Origin of the sequence: Flectobacillus roseus, assembly GCF_030056595.1 — a bacterium.
Classification (GTDB): domain Bacteria; phylum Bacteroidota; class Bacteroidia; order Cytophagales; family Spirosomataceae; genus Flectobacillus; species Flectobacillus roseus.
Map to the genome: position 1 here is coordinate 821,710 of NZ_JASHIF010000002.1, position 20,004 is coordinate 841,713.

At 38.6% G+C, this 20,004-nt stretch carries 13 protein-coding genes; 7 read left to right on the forward strand and 6 right to left on the reverse strand.

Going from position 1 to position 20,004, the window contains the following annotated elements; genetic code table 11:
- Positions 1-55 precede the first annotated feature (55 nt).
- From QM524_RS03525 to QM524_RS03545, 6 genes are all read left to right on the forward strand, one after another.
- A complete protein-coding gene (locus QM524_RS03525; RefSeq protein ID WP_095163690.1) occupies positions 56-1,639 on the forward strand; it encodes a RagB/SusD family nutrient uptake outer membrane protein in 1,584 nt (527 codons plus the stop codon).
- 563 nt (positions 1,640-2,202) lie between these two features.
- A complete protein-coding gene (locus QM524_RS03530) occupies positions 2,203-3,327 on the forward strand; it encodes an acyltransferase family protein (RefSeq protein ID WP_283343515.1) in 1,125 nt (374 codons plus the stop codon).
- A 232-nt stretch (positions 3,328-3,559) separates the two neighbouring features.
- The gene (locus QM524_RS03535; protein ID WP_283343516.1) at positions 3,560-5,758 is read left to right on the forward strand and encodes an alpha-N-acetylglucosaminidase; all 2,199 of its coding nucleotides are present in this window, start codon (positions 3,560-3,562) and stop codon (positions 5,756-5,758) included.
- A 65-nt stretch (positions 5,759-5,823) separates the two neighbouring features.
- The gene (locus QM524_RS03540) at positions 5,824-8,046 is read left to right on the forward strand and encodes a GH92 family glycosyl hydrolase (protein WP_283343517.1); all 2,223 of its coding nucleotides are present in this window, start codon (positions 5,824-5,826) and stop codon (positions 8,044-8,046) included.
- 286 nt (positions 8,047-8,332) lie between these two features.
- Complete coding sequence (xrtK, locus tag QM524_RS25970) at positions 8,333-8,827, forward strand: exosortase K (RefSeq protein WP_388046289.1); 495 nt, start codon at positions 8,333-8,335, stop codon at positions 8,825-8,827.
- Positions 8,811-11,597 carry an MSEP-CTERM sorting domain-containing protein gene (locus tag QM524_RS03545; RefSeq protein WP_283343518.1) on the forward strand — a complete coding sequence of 929 codons (2,787 nt, stop codon included), beginning with the start codon at positions 8,811-8,813 and terminating at the stop codon, positions 11,595-11,597. Before xrtK ends, QM524_RS03545 begins: the two co-directional genes overlap by 17 nt.
- 239 nt (positions 11,598-11,836) lie before the next feature.
- Here QM524_RS03545 and QM524_RS03550 read toward each other — a convergent pair whose 3' ends face one another.
- The 5 genes from QM524_RS03550 to QM524_RS03570 all read right to left on the reverse strand — a co-directional run bounded on the left by QM524_RS03550 (position 11,837) and on the right by QM524_RS03570 (position 17,167).
- Entirely contained in the window at positions 11,837-12,736 is a 900-nt protein-coding gene (locus tag QM524_RS03550; protein WP_283343519.1) for an AAA family ATPase, read from the reverse strand.
- A gap of 133 nt (positions 12,737-12,869) precedes the next feature.
- Entirely contained in the window at positions 12,870-13,694 is an 825-nt protein-coding gene (locus QM524_RS03555) for an FAD binding domain-containing protein (protein ID WP_283343520.1), read from the reverse strand.
- Positions 13,695-13,757: 63 nt separating this feature from the next.
- A complete protein-coding gene (locus QM524_RS03560) occupies positions 13,758-16,142 on the reverse strand; it encodes a xanthine dehydrogenase family protein molybdopterin-binding subunit (protein WP_283343521.1) in 2,385 nt (794 codons plus the stop codon).
- Positions 16,143-16,184: 42 nt separating this feature from the next.
- Positions 16,185-16,667 carry a (2Fe-2S)-binding protein gene (locus QM524_RS03565; RefSeq protein ID WP_283343522.1) on the reverse strand — a complete coding sequence of 161 codons (483 nt, stop codon included), beginning with the start codon at positions 16,665-16,667 and terminating at the stop codon, positions 16,185-16,187.
- A 59-nt stretch (positions 16,668-16,726) separates the two neighbouring features.
- Positions 16,727-17,167, reverse strand: a complete 441-nt coding sequence (locus QM524_RS03570; RefSeq protein ID WP_283343523.1) for a CoxG family protein — start codon at positions 17,165-17,167, stop codon at positions 16,727-16,729.
- Between the two features lie 474 nt (positions 17,168-17,641).
- Between QM524_RS03570 and QM524_RS03575 the strand changes: the two genes are divergently transcribed.
- Positions 17,642-18,754: an XdhC family protein gene (locus QM524_RS03575; RefSeq protein ID WP_283343524.1), complete on the forward strand. Its 1,113-nt coding sequence runs from the start codon at positions 17,642-17,644 to the stop codon at positions 18,752-18,754.
- Between the two features lie 349 nt (positions 18,755-19,103).
- Here the strand turns inward: QM524_RS03575 and QM524_RS03580 are convergent, their stop codons facing one another.
- A complete protein-coding gene (locus tag QM524_RS03580; protein WP_283343525.1) occupies positions 19,104-19,919 on the reverse strand; it encodes a Cof-type HAD-IIB family hydrolase in 816 nt (271 codons plus the stop codon).
- Positions 19,920-20,004: the final 85 nt, after the last annotated feature.

Consider the following 20,004-nt stretch of genomic DNA (forward strand, 5'->3'; position numbering starts at 1 on the left):
TACTTTTAAAATTTACACAGTAAAAGTTTTAGGTTCAATTCAAATTTTGAAAACGATGAAAAGATTTTTAAATATATTTATTCTATTTTTTGGTGCAATCGGGCTGTATTCCTGCCATGATTTGGATGTACCAGTAACTACTCAGCTAACCCCTGACGTATTTCCTCAAACTACCGCTCAGTTTGTTCAAGCCGCAGGGCCAACCTACAATAGTTTTCGTCAAAGCTTTGCTGTAGAGTATTGGTTTTTACAGTCTTTGAGTACCGATGAGGCCATTTTACCAGCTCGTGGTGGTAACTGGTATGATGGTGGCAGATATGAACAACACCATAAACATACGTGGAATCGTGACAATGCGCACGTTCAAGGGGCTTGGAACTGGTTAACCTCAACCATTTCAATCAGTAACCAAAATATATTCTTGATTTCTAAGGCTGCCGAATCTGACGCCAAAAAGACGTCAATCGCCGAATTGAGAACCATGCGTGCGATGTGCTATTTTATGATGATGGATTTGTGGGGCAATGTACCTGTTACCACACAGTTTGGCGATACCACAACAGCCAAAACTACAGCGCGTGCAGATGTGTTTAAGTTCATTGAAAAAGAGTTAAATGAAAGTATCCCAACGTTGAGCGAAACTGTTGGACAAGAAACCTATGGTCGCCCAACTAAGTTTACGGCGTATGCGATTTTGGCAAAAATGTATTTGAATGCTGAGGTTTACACTGGTACAGCTCGCTGGAACGACGCCATTGCGGCTTGTGATAAAATCATCAGCTCTGGAAAGTTTGCGCTAGAGTCAGACTACAGAAAAATGTTTTTTATCAATAACGGTCCGCAAATTAAAGAATTTATTTATGCCATTCCTTATGATGCTTCTGCTCCGAATGGTTACATGTTCTATGCGCGTTATGCCTTGCCAAGATCCTTGAGAGCGAAATATAGTCTGCCTTTTACGCCTAGTGCTGCTTGTAGTACTTTACCTGAGTTTTATGCGTATTTCAACGATTCAAAAGACGTAAGAAATCAGCAATGGATTACAGGAAAACAATTTGACTATAAAGGTAATCCAGTAATGGTGAGCACGACAAAACAAGGTTTTGACGAAGACTACAAAGGTGCTGATGCTTCTGCTACGCTAAATTATCAGGTGGAAATTACACCGAATGTAGTAATTAAAAATGCGGCAAGTTTCGACCTTGGCAATGACGAAAAAGCTTGGAATATGGGTTATAGAAATAACAAATTTTACTGTGACTCAACTTCAGCTACTCGTAACCAAAATAATGATGTTCCAATTTTCAGATATGCTGATGTACTATTGATGAAGGCAGAGGCAATTTTAAGAGGAGGAACTGCCACCAATGGACAGACTGCTTTAAGTTTGGTGAATGAGGTTCGCGCAAAACGTACTACTTCTCCTGCTTGGACCTCTGTGAGTTTACAAACTTTATACGAAGAGCGTGCTCGTGAGTTTACTTGGGAGACATGGCACCGCAATGACATGATTCGTTTTGGAAAATATGAGGATAAATGGGGTGTGAAAACTGATAGTGATATTCGTAAACGTCTCTTCCCGATTCCAACAAATGCCTTGCAAGTCAACAGATTACTTACCCAAAATCCGGGGTATTAAGTTAGTAGGCAAAATAGGATTTAATTTTTGAGCTTTCGGCTTTTGGCTCTGGGCATTCGGCAAAATATATCTGTCGTTACTAAAAAACATTTTAACACTCTTTGCCTTGTGCCTGTTGCCTTGTCCCTGAAATGAAAATCTTAAATCTTATTTTGCACCAAACCTTAAGTTGGAGGACTGAATTTTGAGGTAGGATTGGAAAGGTAATGTTTGATTTGGGATTTCTAATGTTTGAAGTAGAAGATAATATAGTAAAAAAAGGAAGTATCCCACCGCAATTCAACATCCACAATCCGAAATGGAAAGATTACAATTTAGCTCTAAAATATCAGTATAAATGCAAAATTAAATTTGATAAACTGGAGATGTAAAGTGTTGATAATTTGATTTTTATATTCACAATTCACCACTCACAATTCAGCATTAATACCTAGCTTACACATTGCCAAAGTCAAAAACTTTGGCAATGTGTGTAATTGGGGATATGGATAGTCTGATTGAGTAGTTTTTAGAATAATTTGGTTTTACGTTAAAACAATAACGCACTCATAAGTAGCATATTTATGTTGAAAAAACGACTAGATTCTTTAGATGCCTTACGTGGTTTTGATATGTTTTGGATTATTGGAGGCGAGGCTTTTATCCATACATGGGCAAGCTATTCGAACTGGCCTCCAGCCGTTTGGATGTCCTCCCAGTTGCATCACAGTGATTGGAATGGCTTAACCTTTTACGATTGCATTTTCCCACTTTTTATTTTTATGGCAGGCTTTTCAATGCCTTTGAGTTTTGAAAGCCAGATTCTAAAATTAAGAGAACTTGCTGATCCCAATCCGCAATCTAAAATCCTAGGGCATTTGCTAAAGCGAACAGTCATTTTGATAATCCTCGGGGTTGTTGTGAATGGTTTTTTCAAATTTCAAGGCTATGAGAATACTAGAATTGCCAGTGTTCTTGCCCGAATTGCATTAGCTTGCTTGGGAGCTGGGATTTTGGTATTGTATACTTCTGTTCGTATCCAAATAGTTGCTTTTACAGGAATTTTATTAGGCTATTTCTTTGTCGTTAGATTTTATCCAGTTCCCGAATTTGGAGTATACAATTTTACAAAAGAAGGCAATGTTACTGCCTATTTTGATAGATTGTTTTTACCGGGGAAATTACATAGAAAAGTATATGATCCTGAGGGAATATTATCAACTATCCCTGCTATTTGTAATGCATTGATGGGAGCTTTTACTGCAAGATTTTTATTGAAAAATCCTCTAAATTTAACTACTAACCGACTTTTAGGGGCTTTAGTGCTGATAGGATTGGGTCTGGTGGCCTTAGCCGAGCTTTGGGGCTTGTTTTTTCCGATCAACAAAATTGTGTGGACTTCCTCTTTTGTGCTAATCACGGGTGGTATAAGTGTTTTATTGTTTACTTTCTTTTATTGGTTTGTAGATATTTTGGGTTTTAAATCAGTAGTAAAACCTTTTATTTGGATTGGTACCAACTCCATTACGATATACTTGGCGGTTCATAATATCATTAATTTTGAGTCGACAGCACATTATTTTTTAGATGGAATCCTACAAAACGCAACAGTGGATGCCCAAAACTTTGGAATTGCAACAGGCGTTTTGTTTTTACAACTAGCGGGCTTGTATTTTTTGTATAGAAATAAATTATTTTTGAAAATATAGGTCATAAGTATTAATACTGAATTGTGAGTGGAGAATTGTGAATGTAATATTCTAATTATTGAAGCTATTTAAACTTTTCAAAAAACAGATTTTATGGAGTAGAAAAGATTGGATAAATAGTATATCGTAGGTGAAATTTTGCTGTAAATTTTTGATTATGAGCACCTTCAAATAACGAATATACTATTAACATTAAGCTTCTTTTTACTTACCCAATTTTAATTAACATATTATGAAAAAAGAATCTCTAACGCTGTTGGTAAGTTTGCTTTGTCTTTTTCAAATATCGGCCCAAATCGATTTAGGAGAGTCTAAAGCATTAATTAAAAGAATAATCCCGACCAGAGCCAATTCCTTTGAAGTGGGTTATCTTACGCAAGAAAACGGAAAGGATGTTTTTGAAATCAGTTCGAAAAACGGCAAAATTATCCTTAAAGGAAGTACAGGCGTAAGTATCGCTTCGGCGTTTAATTACTATTTGAATGAATATTGTCATTGCCAAATCACATGGAATGGCTCCAACTTGGCATTACCAAAGGTGTTGCCAACGCTCAAAACTCCCATTAAAAAGAACTCAGATTTTCTTTACAGATACTATCTCAACTATTGTACATTCAACTATAGTATGTCATGGTGGGATTGGAAACGTTGGGAAAAAGAAATTGACTGGATGGCGCTTCACGGCATCAATATGCCTTTAGCAATCACTGGCGAAGAATATACTTGGTACGAAGTCTACAAGGAAATGGGCTTTAGCAACGATGATTTGAAAGGGTTTTTCTCTGGTCCTGCATATTTTTCATGGTTTTGGATGGGAAATCTTGACGGTTGGGGTGGTCCATTGCCTTTGAGCTGGATGAAAAGTCATCATGAATTACAAAAGAAGATAATTCAGCGAGAAAGAGCCTTGGGAATGAAACCTGTTTTGCCTGCCTTCACAGGACATGTGCCTGAAGCTTTCAAAAAGCATTTTCCCAAAGCTAAACTCAAAGCCACTAACTGGACAAATGGTTTTGCTGATACCTATATTTTGGATGCTGAAGACCCGCTTTTTGCTGAGTTGGGCAAGAAGTTTTTAGAGAAGCAAACGAAAATGTTTGGTACAGACCATTTTTACTCTGCTGATACTTTCAACGAAAACGAACCACCTTCGGATGAACCTGCATTTTTATCAAAACTGAGTGCAAAAGTTTATGAAGGAATGCAACAAGCCGATCCCAAAGCCGTATGGGTAATGCAAGCATGGTTGTTTTATTCTGATAGAAAATTCTGGAAAGAACCACAGGTAAAGGCTCTTTTGGAAGCGGTGCCGAACGATAAAATGTTATTGCTAGATTTGGCAACTGAAATTGAACCTGTTTGGAAACGTACGCAAGCTTATTACGGTAAACCTTGGGTTTGGAATATGTTGCATAATTTTGGTGGGAATGTCAATCTTTTTGGTAGAATTGAAGGAGTTGCCAATGGCCCCGTTCAAGCGCTGAATGACCCTAACAAAGGAAATTTACAAGGCTTGGGTTTGACAATGGAAGCAATTGAGCAAAATCCAGTATTGTATGCCTTGACAATGCGCCATGCTTGGGATAGTTCGCCTCTGGATTTAGATCAATGGTTAGATGGATATATCCGAAATCGTTACGGAAAAGTGACCCCAGAAAACCGTGAAGTTTGGCAAATTCTTAAAAAGACTGCCTACAATGGAACAACGATTCGAGATGGAGCAGAGTCTATTTTGACGGGTCGTCCAACCTTTGACTCAACAACTATTTGGACAAGAACCAAATTGAATTATCCTCCCAAAGAGCTATTGCCTGCTTGGAAATTGATGATAAAGTCTATCAAAACGAATGGGGCAAAAGAGGGTTTTCAGTATGATTTAGTTGATATTTCGAGACAAGTTCTAGCAAATTATGCCTTGCCTTTACAGAAAAAATGGGTAACCGCTTACCGTAATAATGATTGGACTAACTTCCAAAAATATGCTCAGGAATATCTGGTTTTGATGGACGATATGGACGAATTATTGGGAACTCGTCAGGATTTTCTTTTGGGTAAATGGATTAAAGAAGCCCGTGCTTGTGGCTTTACCCCAGTGGAAAAAGACTTGTATGAGCAAAATGCCAGAGATTTAATCACGCTTTGGGGTGATGCTAATTCGCCACTACACGAATATTCAAATCGCCAATGGAATGGCTTGATGAAGGATTTTTACAAAGTTCGTTGGAAAAAATTCTTCGATGCCTTGACTACAGCGCATCAAAAAGGAGAGAAATATGAGCATGAGGCATTCGAAAAGGAAATCAAACAATGGGAATGGTCGTGGGTGACTTCACATAAGGATTTTATGGCTACGCCAAAAGGAAGTCCAAATCAAGTAGCTCAAAAACTGTTTGATAAATATTTCTCAAAAATCGAACAGGCTTACGAATAGATACATTATTCCCTTAAATCTTTTGGAGACGTTGCTTGCGACGTCTCTACTAATTTAATTCAATTGTGAAAAAAATCTTATTTATTTTATCAGTTTCAACCTCTCTGTTTGCTCAGAAAAAACCACTCGATTATGTCAATCCCTTGATTGGGTCGGCTCCTAGTACCACGCCGAGTGCCCAAAAACATAGCGAGGCAGGCTCAGAACTCAAAGGGCAAGTGGTGCCCATGATTGGCGTACCACAGGGGCTAACTACTTGGACACCTCAAACCAGAGCCACCGAACAAAAATGTATTCCTCCTTATTATTTTAACGATGGAAAAATTCAGGGCTTTCGTGCAAGTCACTGGATGAATGGGAGTTGTGTGCAAGATTATGGCACGATGACTCTTATGCCACAAGTAGGCGGAGTAGAGATCAATCCTTATAAAAGGGCAGAAAGTTACTCCAGAAAAACAGAAATCGTACGACCTGACTTATATCAAGTTGACCTCGAAGGTTCGGGTATCAAAGTAGCCATGACGGCACTTTGTAGAAGCGGATTTTTTAAAATTAAATATCCTAATCAGCAAGCGAACTATCTTATTGTAGAACCCAATTCTGATGAAGGAGTCGGGTTTGTACAGGTTTTTCCAGAAAAAAGAGAAATTGTTGGCTACAATCCCGTGCATCGAATCTACCAAGGTTCTGGCCAGCCAGCAGGTTTTAGTGGTTATTTTGTCATACAATTTGATTCAGATGTTACTGATTTTGGAACATGGTTGAAAAATGTTATTACACCAAAACAGGCGTTTGCTCAAGGAAAAGCAGTTGGTGAAAATGTAGGGGCTTTTGTGAAATTTACCTCAAAAGAGGTAAACATTCGTATCGGTACTTCTTTTACAAGTATTGAGGGCGCACGTAATAATTTGAAGTCAGAAATTTCGCATTGGAATTTTGATTTAGTAAGGCAAAGTGCTGCCAACCAATGGAATATGGCACTTGGTAAAATTCAAGTAAAAGGGTCAGAAAATGATAAAACTTTATTTTACTCAGCACTTTATCATGCCAAATTGACACCAAGAGTTTTCTCAGATTATGACGGAAAATACCCTCAATTTGCTGGAGGCAAAAAGATCGAAACGGCAAAAGGATTTACCTATTATGAAGATTTCAACCTTTGGGATACTTATCGAGCTGTCCATCCTCTGCATACGATTTTAGAGCCAAAACGTACCGCAGACATGATGCAATCATTGATTGTTAAGGCCGAACAAGGTGGTTGGTTGCCTATCTTCCCATGCTGGAATCAATATACGGCTGCCATGATTGGTGACCATGCAATATCCGCCATCGGAGATGCGTATATCAAAGGAATTAAAGGTTTTGACATCGAAAAAGGCTATCGCTATATGCGTAAAAATGCTTTTGAGCCTAATCCTGACGCCAAAAGTTACGAGCAAGGTCAAGGAAGAAGAGCTTTAACAAGCTATCTCAAGTACAACTATATCCCTTTAGAGGATTCTGTTTGGCAGGCATTTCATAAGCGCGAGCAGGTTTCACGTACGCTCGAATATGCGTATGATGATTTTGTTTTGGGAAAAGTGGCAGAAAAGTTGGGGAAAAAAGCAGATGCAGAAATACTTGCACAAAGGGCTAAAAACTACAAAAACGTCATCGACCCACAAACTGGCTGGGCAAGAGGAAGATATGCAAATGGTTCTTGGATTCCGAAATTTGACCCATTTGCCCAACGTTCAAGTTTTATAACCGAGGGTTCTCCAGCCCAATATACCTTTTATGTACCACATGATATTCAAGGATTAATAGCGCAAGTAGGAGGAAAGGAGCGATTTATTCAAAAGCTAGATACACTTTTCGAACAAGGTTATTATTGGCATGGCAACGAGCCGAATAATCAGATTGCCTACCTATATCCCTATGCGGGTCAGGCGGAAAAGACTCAAAAATGGTTACGCAAAATTATTAGAGAAGAATACGATACCAGTCCTGGAGGAATGAGTGGTAATGAAGATGGTGGACAAATGTCATCTTGGTTGGTGTTTAGCATGATGGGCTTCTACCCAGTTTGCCCAGGAAATCCGAGCTATACCCTTGGTAGTCCGATGTTTGATGAAGTGAAAATTCAGACACCTTCAGGCAAGTATTTTACCATAAAAACCTATAATCAATCGGATAGTCACCCAATGATTGACAAAATGAAATTGAATGGTAAACCTTTTTCAGCCATTGAAATCGCACATCAAGACTTGTTAAAAGGTGGACTTTTAGAAGTTTGGATGAAATAGAATGATAAGTTTTGGCTAGAGTGTGAGCTGTTTTTGGTAAAATGTTTACGCTCTAGTCATATTTCTCAATCTTTAATTTTTATTTTGATTTAGCTTTTCTATCTTCACGACATAAAATTTATGATGTTAAGTAACAGAATAGAATAAATTAATAATACGGCTACGATACACATTAAATATATCCTCCTGTTTATGAATCTATTCTAATAACAGATATACTGTTAACTAATAACATCCTTTTACATAAAGTAAATAGTTCGTGAAAAGTAAATATTCTACCTTGTTCGTGCTTGGAACACTGTTTCTGTGTGCCAAAATTTTCTACAAATACGCCAATATCTCGCAACTTCTCTGGCTTGTCAAACCAGTGGCTATTTGGATTTCACTGCTCACCAATGCTGAAATGTATTGGGATGATTCGTCTGGCTATGTGTTTTCTAGTTTAGGTATTTGTATAGAAAAATCCTGTTCGGGTTTCAATTTTTTGCTGATATGCTCTGCAATGTTATCCTATTTAATTTTGCAGAAAAATAAACAAATTTCTCCAAAATATGCCTTATCAATATTGCTGATGTCATATCTGAGTACGATTGTTAGCAACACTACACGAATTTGTTTTTCCATTTTATTAAGTCAAGCATTTCCTCAGAATTGGATAGTACATCACTCTTCTGTTCATCAAGGAGTTGGGGTTCTCACCAATTTATTTTTTCTCATTTTCACGTATTTAGTTTTTCAATACCTATTCAAAACAAGTCTACAACATGAAAAGTCTTCTTAAACCCTTTTGGATTATTTTATCCAACACCCTGCCTTTTTCGGTACTACTTTTTTTACTCTTTATTGAATGGCAAACAATTCATACACTCTTGCGGGAGGACACTCAAAAGTACTGGTTTATAGTAGCTGGTATAGTGTTAGGATTGCTTGTAATACAAAGTATTTATGCTATACGACTCATCATTCTTCGAAAAAACATACCGCTGCTCTACGGAGTGATAACCTTGATTGTGCATTTATTATGCTTAATTGTATATGTGACCTACAGCGATGAGATTGTACCGAGGGAAGTACCTGCATGGATGATTGATGGTAATAAATACGTCTACATATTTACGTTTATGATGCCAAGTTTGCTTTATGCCATGATTGTACTAATCCTTGAATCTACTCCTGATGTATCCAAGGTTAGTTTTTCTAAAAATCTAGCACTTTCGTTGGCAATTCCGATTGGGTTTTATTTTTTCTTTTTCATGATGGGCTCCGTCTATCATCCAAATCAAATATCTGATTATTTAGAGATTTTCCTCTGGATTCTGATAGTTGGTGTTATGGTTAGCTTTTTTTATTTTGCTACAAGGGCGCTTTATATTTTAATATTCAATAAAAATCTACTCAAAAAGATACCAGCCATTTTATGGAAAATTGTCATTGCATTGATCTTTCCATTTCTTGGATTAGGTCTATACGCTACCCTGATGCCTATAGGAGGAATTTTCGGTGACTTCTCAAACAAATGGTTTTTTATTTTGGCCATTACAAATGGTATAATTGTTTGTGTACCGAGAAGTCTTAACCCTACAATTAACCTCTGTCTGTGGATATTAAGAGCAAGTACCTTTAGTTTTACCTGCTATTTCTTTTTGGTATTTTTACCGTATACACCCCTTTCTTTTATTTTACTTTTTACAGTAGTTTTTGGCGTGTTAATGCTTACTCCAAGTGCACTTTTTATAGTTCACAGTGCGGAATTGTATCAAGACTTTCAAGGTTTGAAGAAAAGCTTCAAAGCTTACTATCTGATAATTACTGGATTATTATCATTTTCGTTCATTCCCACGATAATTATTATTGATTTTTGGAATGCCAGAAACGATTTACATACAACCCTCGAGTATGTCTACAGTCCGAACTATGAAAAAGAGCCTCAAACGACTTCGGTGAATCTTAAAAAACTATTGAAATATGTAAAATCTACCAAGCAGAGCCGCCCCGCTACTTTTAGCTGGACTCCTTATATTGATACTTTTTATTCATGGATGGTATTGGATAATTTGAGTTTGTCCAATCGAAAAATTAGTGATTTAGAACAAATCTATCTTGGGAAAGCCTCACAAATTCTTGTGGAAACTACTCCTAATCAAATTGCAAGTCTGCAAGATATTAGAACTGAAAGTGTCTATGATAGTACCACCCAAACTTGGAAATCTTGGGTGCATTTAGTTATCAGGAATGGTAAAAATCAAAATGCCGAATATCATGGAAAATTCAATCTGCCAGTAGGAACCTTTGTCTCCAATTATTATTTAGATATTGCAGGCAAAAGAGAAATGGGAATTTTGGCGGAGAAGAAAACAGCTAAATGGGTATATCGTAATATTGTAAATGAAAGCATAGTAAAAGATCCTGGTTTATTGTATTTTTCTGGTGAGAATAAAGTTGAATTGCATGTGTATCCTTTTGCGCCAAACGAATTGAGAACTACTGGTTTTCAGTTGATTCACAGAGAGCCTATTGAGCTTTTAATCGGAAACAAAATAGCCAAATTAGGAGCAGATAAACACCAAAATGTGATACTGAATACACCACATTTTATCTTTATACCCAACAAGGGAAAAGCAAAATTATCTGAATCCTATCGGAAACCCTATTTTCATTTTATTTTGGATGTTGCACATGGAAACTCTTTTCAGAGATATATATATCAATTACAAAAGTTAAAGAAAGATTACCCTGCTCATTTCTCGAAAGCCAAGATAAGCTTGGTTAATTCTTATGTTAAAACTGTCGATTATACAGATAATTGGATGGATGAATTATCGGAAGACGGTATAGAAGGGGGCTTTTTTCTAGAAAGAGCAATTCAACAAATTGCTTATCAAGAAACAAAAAATCAATCTAGTTTTTACCCGATTATAGTCGTACTAAGTGATTCGATCGCTAATGGTGTATTTCCTGAGAATAAATTATCACATTGGGGTTTTGCTTTTCCTGAAGGAGCTAATTTCCTGTTGTTAGACAGTCAGAATATACTCACCAATCACACTTTGGAAAACCCAATGATGGGATATCCAGAAAAATTAGATTCTATTTTGTATCCTAAAAAAGTGCGTCTATTCTTATCAGAAGGGAAGAAGTATTTTCTTGCCGATGATGATAAAACTACAGTTATATTCAAGTCGAATGCTTTAGAGGAGTCACTCACGTTTTCAAAAGAATCATGGCAGTCGGGTATGTTGTTAGAAAGCCAGAGGAGACAACTTTTGCTTCATCCCGAACAACAGGAAAAATATTGGCGAACTTTAGTGAAAAACAGTTTTGAGAGCAATATCCTTAGTGAATACACCTCGTATATAGCACTTGAAAACGAAGCACAAAAAGCAGTTTTGAAGAGAAAACAACGTGAAGTTTTGAATGCGAATTCCAATCTTGACTTGGTACAAGATTTGGAGCGTATGAGTGAGCCTGAACTTTGGCTTATGATTGTAATAGTAGGGTTATTGGGAATTTATCGAGAACGGGAAAAAATTGCCTCTCGATTTTTCTCTTGATTTTTTTGCCTAAATAAGCGTTTAAATAGGATTGAATAGACAAGATACATATTTTAATCCTTTGTAAAAGCTCCTTAGTTGCGGTAGAAAGCAATTCTGTCGCAACTAAGGAGCTGATAAAATATTGGTTTCTAAAAAACATTAAATCTAAACCTCGGTCTAAACGTATATTTTACACCCGTGTGATTCTAAAAACATTTTGCCTAATGCCAATAATAAGCCTACGCATCTGGACAGTATTAGATAGAATCTACTTTTGATTGAACTCCTGTTTTGTCCAATAGTTCGCTGAGTGATAATTGGATAGCTCTAATATCTTTCCAGTCTTTTAGGATAACGCCAAGCGTAGATTCAATGATATTTTTGTCCAAAGCTGAAAAATGTAGCGTCGCCAAGGCAGTTGCCCAGTCTAAGGTTTCTGCAATGCCTGGTGTTTTTTCTAACTTTTGCGCTCTTAAAACCTGCATAAAACGACAGATTTGTTCTGCGAGTTTAGCATCAATATTAGGCAAACGATGGCGGACAATCATTAATTCTTTTTCAAAATCAGGATAATCAATCCAGAGATACAAGCAACGTCGTCTTAAGGCCTCCGAAAGCTCTCGGACTCTGTTGCCTGTTACAATTACTTGGGGAATTGAAGAGGCTTGAATAGTTCCAAGTTCGGGAATGGTAATCTGCCAATCAGATAATACTTCGAGTAGAAAACTCTCAAATTCTTCATCAGCTCGGTCGATTTCGTCAATTAAAAGGACACATTTTTGTGGCGACTGAATGGCTTTGAGCAAGGGACGTTTCAATAAAAACTTTTCGTCGAATAGTCCTTTTTCTTTTTCCTCCACGCTAATGCCAGATTCCTCCGACGCCTTTAAATGTAACAACTGACGTTGGTAATTCCATTCATACAAAGCTTGTGAGGCGTCCAAACCTTCATAACATTGCAAACGAATCAGCTCAGTTTCCAAGATCTGCGTCATGACTCTGGCAATTTCAGTTTTTCCTACTCCTGCCGGACCTTCTATGAGTATAGGTTTTTGAAGTTTGAGCGATAAAAACAATGCCATTTCAATTGAATGGTCAGTGATATATCCTTGTTCGAACAACAAACCTCGTATGGATTCAAGCGTGACGTCTAACATAGTTTTTTTGTTGAGGCATAGATAGACAAAGGCACAAAATGAATTGCTGAAATTGGGGAAATGGCAATAATCATTAATAAACGACCCTAACCTCAATTCCTACCACTTTGTGCCTTTGCTCCTCTGTGCCTGTTTAACTAACTTCCACTAAAGCTCTTCTAGCATAAACTTTGGCCAAATGTTTACGATAATCCTCTGAGGCATAGTGGTCTGACATAATACTAACGCCTTCGGCTGCTTTAGCGGCTGCTTCTTCGGCTGAGACCCCAGCACTTGAAGCGCTTTCGACGGCTTCGTCCCTAAACGCATAATCAGACACGCCTGCAAAAGCAACTCTGGTAGCTCCAGAAGGCTCTTTTACTGCGGCACAACCAACAATAGCAAAGCGAGAAGCTGGTTGGACAAATTTCTGATAAGTTGATTTTGTTCCTTCCGGAGGAATAGGAATTCTGATTTGGGTAATAATATCAGACTCTTCGAGTACGGTTGAGAAAAATCCTGTAAAGAAATCCTGAGTAGCAACAGTTTTGGTGCCATCTGCACCCTGAATAACAATTTGGGCGTTGGCGGCTAGTAACAAAGCTGGCCAATCTGCTGATGGGTCTGCGTGTGCTATACTTCCCCCAATGGTTCCTTTATTGCGCACTTGAACATCACCAATGGCACTAGCACCATCTGCCAAAAAAGAAAGCGAGTTTCGGACTTCAGCGGAGGTAGCTATTTCATGATGTGTATTGGCGGCGCCAATGATTAAAGTTCCATCTTCGATGGCAATACCCTTTAACGACTCGATTCGAGTTACGTCTACTAAGGTTTCTGGTGCATTGAGACGTAGTTTTAAGGCTGGCACTAGGCTATGTCCTCCTCCGAGTACTTTAGCATAGCTCCCATTTTGTAATATTTCGATAGCTTCTTCCACTGAAGACGCTCGTTTATAATCAAATGAATGAGGTATCATTTTGGTAAAATTTTGATGGTTATTTTTCTAGAAAAAAATCTATTTCCAGTAAATAATGATGGTTTAGCTATTCATCGCACGCCATACTCTTTCTGGTGTTGTTGGCATCAAAATGTCTTTGACATGTCCAAAGCCACCACTCCAAAGAGCGTCCAAGACAGCATTGACAACCGCAGGTGTTGATCCAATGCAACCAGCCTCTCCAGCGCCTTTTACTCCAAGTGGGTTATGTGGGCAAGGAGTTTCGGTACGGTCAAGTTCAAACATCGGCAAATCGTCGGCTCTTGGCATACAGTAATCCATGTATGAACCGTTGATGAGCTGTCCATTTTCATCAAAAGTTGCTCCTTCCAATAGGGCCTGACCAATCCCTTGCGCCAAACCACCATGAATTTGTCCATCCACAATCATTGGATTAATGACATTACCAACGTCGTCAACAGCAATAAACCGTTTCAGACTAACCTTTCCAGTTTCTTTATCGACTTCTACCACTGCAATATGACAGCCGTAAGGATAGGTAAAATTGGCTGGATCATAAAAACTAGAGAAGTCTAAACCTGGCTCTAAACCCGCAGGATAATTATGAGGGACATATGCTGTCAAGGCAATATCGCCAAACGCTACGGATTTATCTGTTCCATTTACGGTGTATTTTCCATCCGCAAACGTAAGGTCTTCTTCATTGGCCTCAAGCTTATGTGCGGCAATTTTAGCACCTTTTTCAATGATTTTTTCCAAGCTTTTCACAATAGCACTTCCACCAACAGCCAGAGAACGAGAACCATAGGTTCCCATACCAAAAGCGACTGTTTCGGTATCTCCATGGTGAATTTCGACGTCTTCCAAAGGAATACCGAGTTTATCGGCAACCACTTGGGCAAACGTAGTCTCATGTCCTTGTCCGTGAGAATGCGCACCCGTGTACACACTGACTTTACCCGTAGGTTGAACACGAACTTGTCCGACTTCATATAAGCCTGCACGAGCTCCCAAGGCTCCTACTACCGCCGATGGTGCAATACCACAGGCCTCAATGTAAGTAGAAAAACCAACTCCTAAAAGCTTGTTAGATTGAGCCGCTTCAGCTTGCGCTTCTCTGAATTCTTCATAGCCGAGCATAGCTACACCTCTTCTCAATACCTCATGGTAATTACCTGAATCGTATTGTAAGGCTACTTGTGTTTGATAGCCAGGCTGATTTACACCATCAAAAGGAGGAATAAAGTTTTTCAATCGTAGCTCAACTGGATCCACCCCCATTTCGTGTGCTGCCAAATCCATGAGACGCTCTAATAAATAAGTTGCTTCTGGACGACCCGCACCACGGTAAGCATCTACAGCATTGGTATGCGTAAAGGCACAAGTCATATCCAAATGAATTTTTGGAGTAGTGTACAAACCTTGCAAAAGAGTACCATGCAAATAAGTTGGTACAGCAGGGGCAAAGGTCGAAAGATAGGCACCAAGGTTGGCAAATGTTTTGATACGAAGGGCTGTAACGTTTCCATCCTTATCAAAGCCCATCTCGGCATGAGTTACGTGGTCACGACCGTGAGCGTCAGTAATAAATGCCTCCGAGCGCTCAGAAGTCCATTTTACTGGTCTTTCTATTTGTTTTGAACACCATGTAACCAAAGCCTCTTCGGTATAGTGGAAAATTTTTGACCCAAATCCGCCACCCACGTCAGGACCAACCACACGAACTTTATGTTCTGGAATACCGAGTACAAAAGCACACATCAAAAGACGAATCAAATGAGGGTTTTGTGTACTGGTATAAAGCGTATATCTATCAGAAGAAGATTCATAATGCCCAATCGCTGAACGTGGTTCGATAGGATTTGGCACCATTCTTTGATTGACAAATTCCAATGAAGTCACATGATGCGAGTTGGCAATAGCCTCATCGACTTCAGCTTTGGGATTGCCTATTTCCCAGTCGAAAGCAATATTGTTTGGTGCAGATTCATGAACCAAAGGCGCACCTTCTTTTACTGCCTCTGCAGGATTGACAACAGCGTCAAAAACCTGATAATCTATCTCCACTAACTCTGCGGCATCTGCGGCAATTTCTTTGGATTCCGCAATAACCACTGCCACAGCGTCGCCTACGTGTTTTACTGTGCTTCCTGTACCAACTAACAAGGGGTGAGGAGGCTCTTTCATAATGTCTCCATTTTTGAAATTTACCTGCCAACCTGCTGGTACACCATTGATGCCAGACTGAGCAATGTCATCGCCAGTGAATACTGCCACAACGCCTTCAGCAGCTAGTGCCTGACTGATGTCGATACTTTTGACTTGGGCATGTGCATACGGACTTCGGATGATATAGGCGTAGGTTTGTCCCGGCAAAATCATATCATCGGTATATTTGCCCTTGCCTGTAATAAAACGCTTGTCTTCGACACGTTTTACGGCTTTACCAATATATTTATTACTCATGATTTCTGAATGAATGTTAAAAATGATTAATCGGTGATACTATTAGGCACTTACTTCAGTACCTATCTTTTCGGCAGCATATTGCACTGCTTTAACGATATTGTGATAGCCAGTACATCGGCAAAAATTACCCTCCAAGCCGTGGCGAATTTCAGCCTCGCTTGGATTCGGATTTTTAGCCAATAAATCTGCCGCAGTCATAATCATTCCCGGAGTACAAAAACCACATTGTAAGCCATGACATTCTTTAAAACCTTCCTGTAGAGGATGTAATTCTGCCCCTTGAGCCAAACCTTCAATCGTGGTAATCGAACTTCCGTCGGCTTGAACAGCTAACATGGTGCAAGATTTTACGGCAACTCCATCTACATGTATCGTACAAGCACCACAGCTACTGGTATCGCAACCAATGTGCGTGCCTGTCAATCGAAGGGTATCTCGCAAGAAATGCACAAGAAGGGTGCGAGGCTCCACTTCTCGGACATAGTTCTTGCCGTTAACATTTACTGAAATCTTAATTTCCATTTTCGATAGTTTTTATTTAAAGGTTTGTATTTGTTTGATTATGAAATGCTTTGACCAACTTAGGAGGCAATTTCTTCCTCAAAATTGGTGAAGAATTGTTTGGTCAAGGTATTGGCAACACCACTCAATACCCGCTGACCTGTGCGAGCTAATAGACCAGATAACTTGGCCTCACCATCAAAACTGATTTCTGTTTGTTGCGCGTCGAGTGCCACTAAATTGATTTTGATAGAGGCATCAGCATTACCAATTTTGCTGTTTTGACTAACATTAAGGGTGAAAGTAGATGGCTCAACAATATCCGACAGCGTGAGTCCGCCTGAGAATTTGCCGCTTACAGGTCCCAATTTGATCTCGGAAATAGCTTCAAATTCGTTCTCGCCAGTTTTTTCTAGTCTCGAAACCCCTGGGACAATTTTGGCGAGTATGTCGGTATCCATCAACATTTGCCAGACTTTCTCAATGGGAGCAGCCAAAGTATGTGAACCTGTTAATTGCATATTTTCGTTAAGTTAAATTGATAAAGAGTGATAAAAATCATCAATAATTCAATTGTATTTTTCTAATTTAATTTTAAGGAATTACCAAATGTTAACTTGTTTTGATAATTTTAAATTGAATTATTTCTCTATTTTATAAAACATTTTTTATCTTTCAAAGTAAAACTTGTATTTAATCAAGTTGTTTTGAAATAGTACAATTTTTAGAGTTATTTGTCTTGAAAAAATATAATTACCTTTTGGATTTGAAAAAAGATTGGACTTGTCTTATCAAACTTTTGACCAAATTGGTAGTAGTGGTAGATATCAAATTGGTTGGAAGCATTTAAGGTAGAGAAATTAGCCTTTGGTCGAAAAAAAGCATAGCTGGGAGAAAAAATAGGAAGGTATATGTTGAGATTTTGTAAAATTGTCATTCGTGACGAATAACTTGGAAAAAGAACTACCGAATATTATTATCGAAAGGATAAATTTATGAAAGAAATTAAGGCTATTGTAGACGCCTATCTCAAAATGAACTTTGAGACTCATTCAGCAGCTCTGGCAACGGTTGTGAGAGTAGAGGGCTCATCCTACCGACGTGCGGGTGCTCGAATGCTAGTGAGTGATTCAGGAGAGTGGATTGGTGGTATTAGTGGAGGCTGCCTCGAGGGTGACGCACTCAAAAGGGCTCGTTTAGCGATGGCACAAGGTAAATCTACCATTGTTACTTACGATACAACCGACGATGATCCTTATCAAATAGGAGTGGGATTGGGTTGTAATGGCATAATTGACGTATTACTGACCCCTATCGACTCAAATGATAGTAATAACCCTGTCGCTATATTGTTAGATATTCTTGACAAACGCGTTCCAACGGTTGTAGTAACCGTGACTGCTTCGGATATACCTGAGCAATTACCATTGGGAGCTGTGTATAAATTTGATAATGGTAGATTTGCCGTTGATTTTCCTGTTAACGAAATACATGACGAAGTCACAAAAGCTGTAGAAGGCGCATTATTTTCCGAAAAATCAAGCTCTTATCATTTTACTTTAGACAGTGGAGCCGAGGTAGGGTTATTTGTTGAGGTAATTTTACCCGCTACTCATATTTTGATTTACGGGGGTAATTACGATATCTACCCTATGGTGCAACTTAGCAAAGAAGTAGGCTGGAAAGTTTCAGTGGTGTGTAATCCTTTAAAGGTTCACAAACGCCTGTTTGATTGGGCAGATCATGTTATTGCCAAAGAGGATGCTGAAACAGTGGAAATAGATGCATATACCGTCGCGGTTCTCATGGCACATGACTATGAGACAGATTTTAGAAACATGCGAAATTTAGTAGCAACGCCCATTAAATACATTGGGATGCTTGGTCCTAAAAAGCGTACAGATAAAATGTTTACAAAAATGGAGGAAGAAGGAAGTCCAATTTCACCAGAGGATTTAGCGAGAATCGCTACGCCCGTAGGCTTGGATATAGGGGCAAGTACTCCTGAAGAAATCGCCATATCAATCATAGCCGAAATTCGTGCCATGTTTGCTGGTCGTTCAGGACAACGACTTAGACTAAGGGATAAGCCAATTTATGAGAGCTAGCTTTTATTATTGAGTGATTGAGCGGTTGAGTGAATGAGTGATTTTTTAAATTGTAGCGACGCAATACTTTGCGTCTAAAAAGCGTCATTCTAAAATACATTTTGAAACATGAGTCATCCCTAATTTTTAGGATTGGGATTATTCTCCAAATTTTTATCAAAAAAGCGGTCGAAAACATATTTTTCGACCGCTTTTTTGATGCTACTATGCTAGATATGAATGGCTTAAGACGCAATCATTGCGTCTCTACTGATGGAATTTTTTACATAATCACTCAACCACTTATTCACTAAATCGCTAAATTCGGGATGACTCATGTTTGATGAACATTTGCGGAAATATATCCTATTTACACCAAAGTTTCCTCCAAAATAAATCTTTCAATTACTTCGGCAACACCATCTTCATTATTAGAAGCAACAACGACATCTGCGTGATGACGTAGCGCATCTTCTACATTATCTACCCAAACGCCCAAGCCAGCGTATTGAATCATAGAAAGGTCGTTGCTCGCATTGCCAACAGCAATAATTTCGTCGGATGAAATATTTAATTTTTGAGCTAATCTATCCAAACTAGCGGCCTTGTCAATACCCAATTGCATGATTTCCAAGAAGAAAGGTTTCGACGTAGTAATACTTTTGTGATTTACCTGCGCCTTGAGTTTTGCCATAACCTCAACCAAACGCTCAGGCTCATCGAGCATAATACATTTGACAGAATCACGGTCTACTGCTTTCTTAAAGTCATCAACTTTAATCAATGGCATCCCTGTAATTTGAGTTTCAATATCGATATATGGCGATTCTGAAGAAGCTATAATATTGCCATCTAAATAAGTAATAATATGTACCCCGTTTTCTTGACTAAAGTCATACAAAGCATGAATATCTTCTTTGCTAATACTTTGTTCAAAAAGTACCTCTTCTGTGGTCATATCCAATATCACAGCCCCATTGTAAGCCAAGATATAAGAGTTATTTTGATGCAAGCCAAGTTCTTTGGCATAACTCAACATGGCTGGAGTAGGTCTGCCAGAAGCCAATACCACTTTTACGCCTGTTTCTTGTGCCTGCGCGATGGCAGATTTATTCTTTTTTGAGATACGGTGGTCATCGGTCAACAAAGTGTCGTCCATGTCCAATACCAACATTTTATATTTCATAGGGGATAAATATTTTGTGAAATCACGATTACAGTGTTCTGGTAATCGCTTTGAGTAGCGGTAAAATGGATGTTGATTTTACCTT

Bases quoted from the DNA above. Each gene is read 5' to 3' on its own strand.
- QM524_RS03525 (WP_095163690.1), top strand. From the start codon at position 56: ATGAAAAGATTTTTAAATATATTTATTCTATTTTTTGGTGCAATCGGG.
- QM524_RS03530 (WP_283343515.1), top strand. From the start codon at position 2,203: ATGTTGAAAAAACGACTAGATTCTTTAGATGCCTTACGTGGTTTTGAT.
- QM524_RS03535 (WP_283343516.1), top strand. From the start codon at position 3,560: ATGAAAAAAGAATCTCTAACGCTGTTGGTAAGTTTGCTTTGTCTTTTT.
- QM524_RS03545 (WP_283343518.1), top strand. From the start codon at position 8,811: ATGAAAAGTCTTCTTAAACCCTTTTGGATTATTTTATCCAACACCCTG.
- QM524_RS03550 (WP_283343519.1), bottom strand. From the start codon at position 12,736: ATGTTAGACGTCACGCTTGAATCCATACGAGGTTTGTTGTTCGAACAA.
- QM524_RS03555 (WP_283343520.1), bottom strand. From the start codon at position 13,694: ATGATACCTCATTCATTTGATTATAAACGAGCGTCTTCAGTGGAAGAA.
- QM524_RS03560 (WP_283343521.1), bottom strand. From the start codon at position 16,142: ATGAGTAATAAATATATTGGTAAAGCCGTAAAACGTGTCGAAGACAAG.
- QM524_RS03565 (WP_283343522.1), bottom strand. From the start codon at position 16,667: ATGGAAATTAAGATTTCAGTAAATGTTAACGGCAAGAACTATGTCCGA.
- QM524_RS03570 (WP_283343523.1), bottom strand. From the start codon at position 17,167: ATGCAATTAACAGGTTCACATACTTTGGCTGCTCCCATTGAGAAAGTC.
- QM524_RS03575 (WP_283343524.1), top strand. From the start codon at position 17,642: ATGAAAGAAATTAAGGCTATTGTAGACGCCTATCTCAAAATGAACTTT.
- QM524_RS03580 (WP_283343525.1), bottom strand. From the start codon at position 19,919: ATGAAATATAAAATGTTGGTATTGGACATGGACGACACTTTGTTGACC.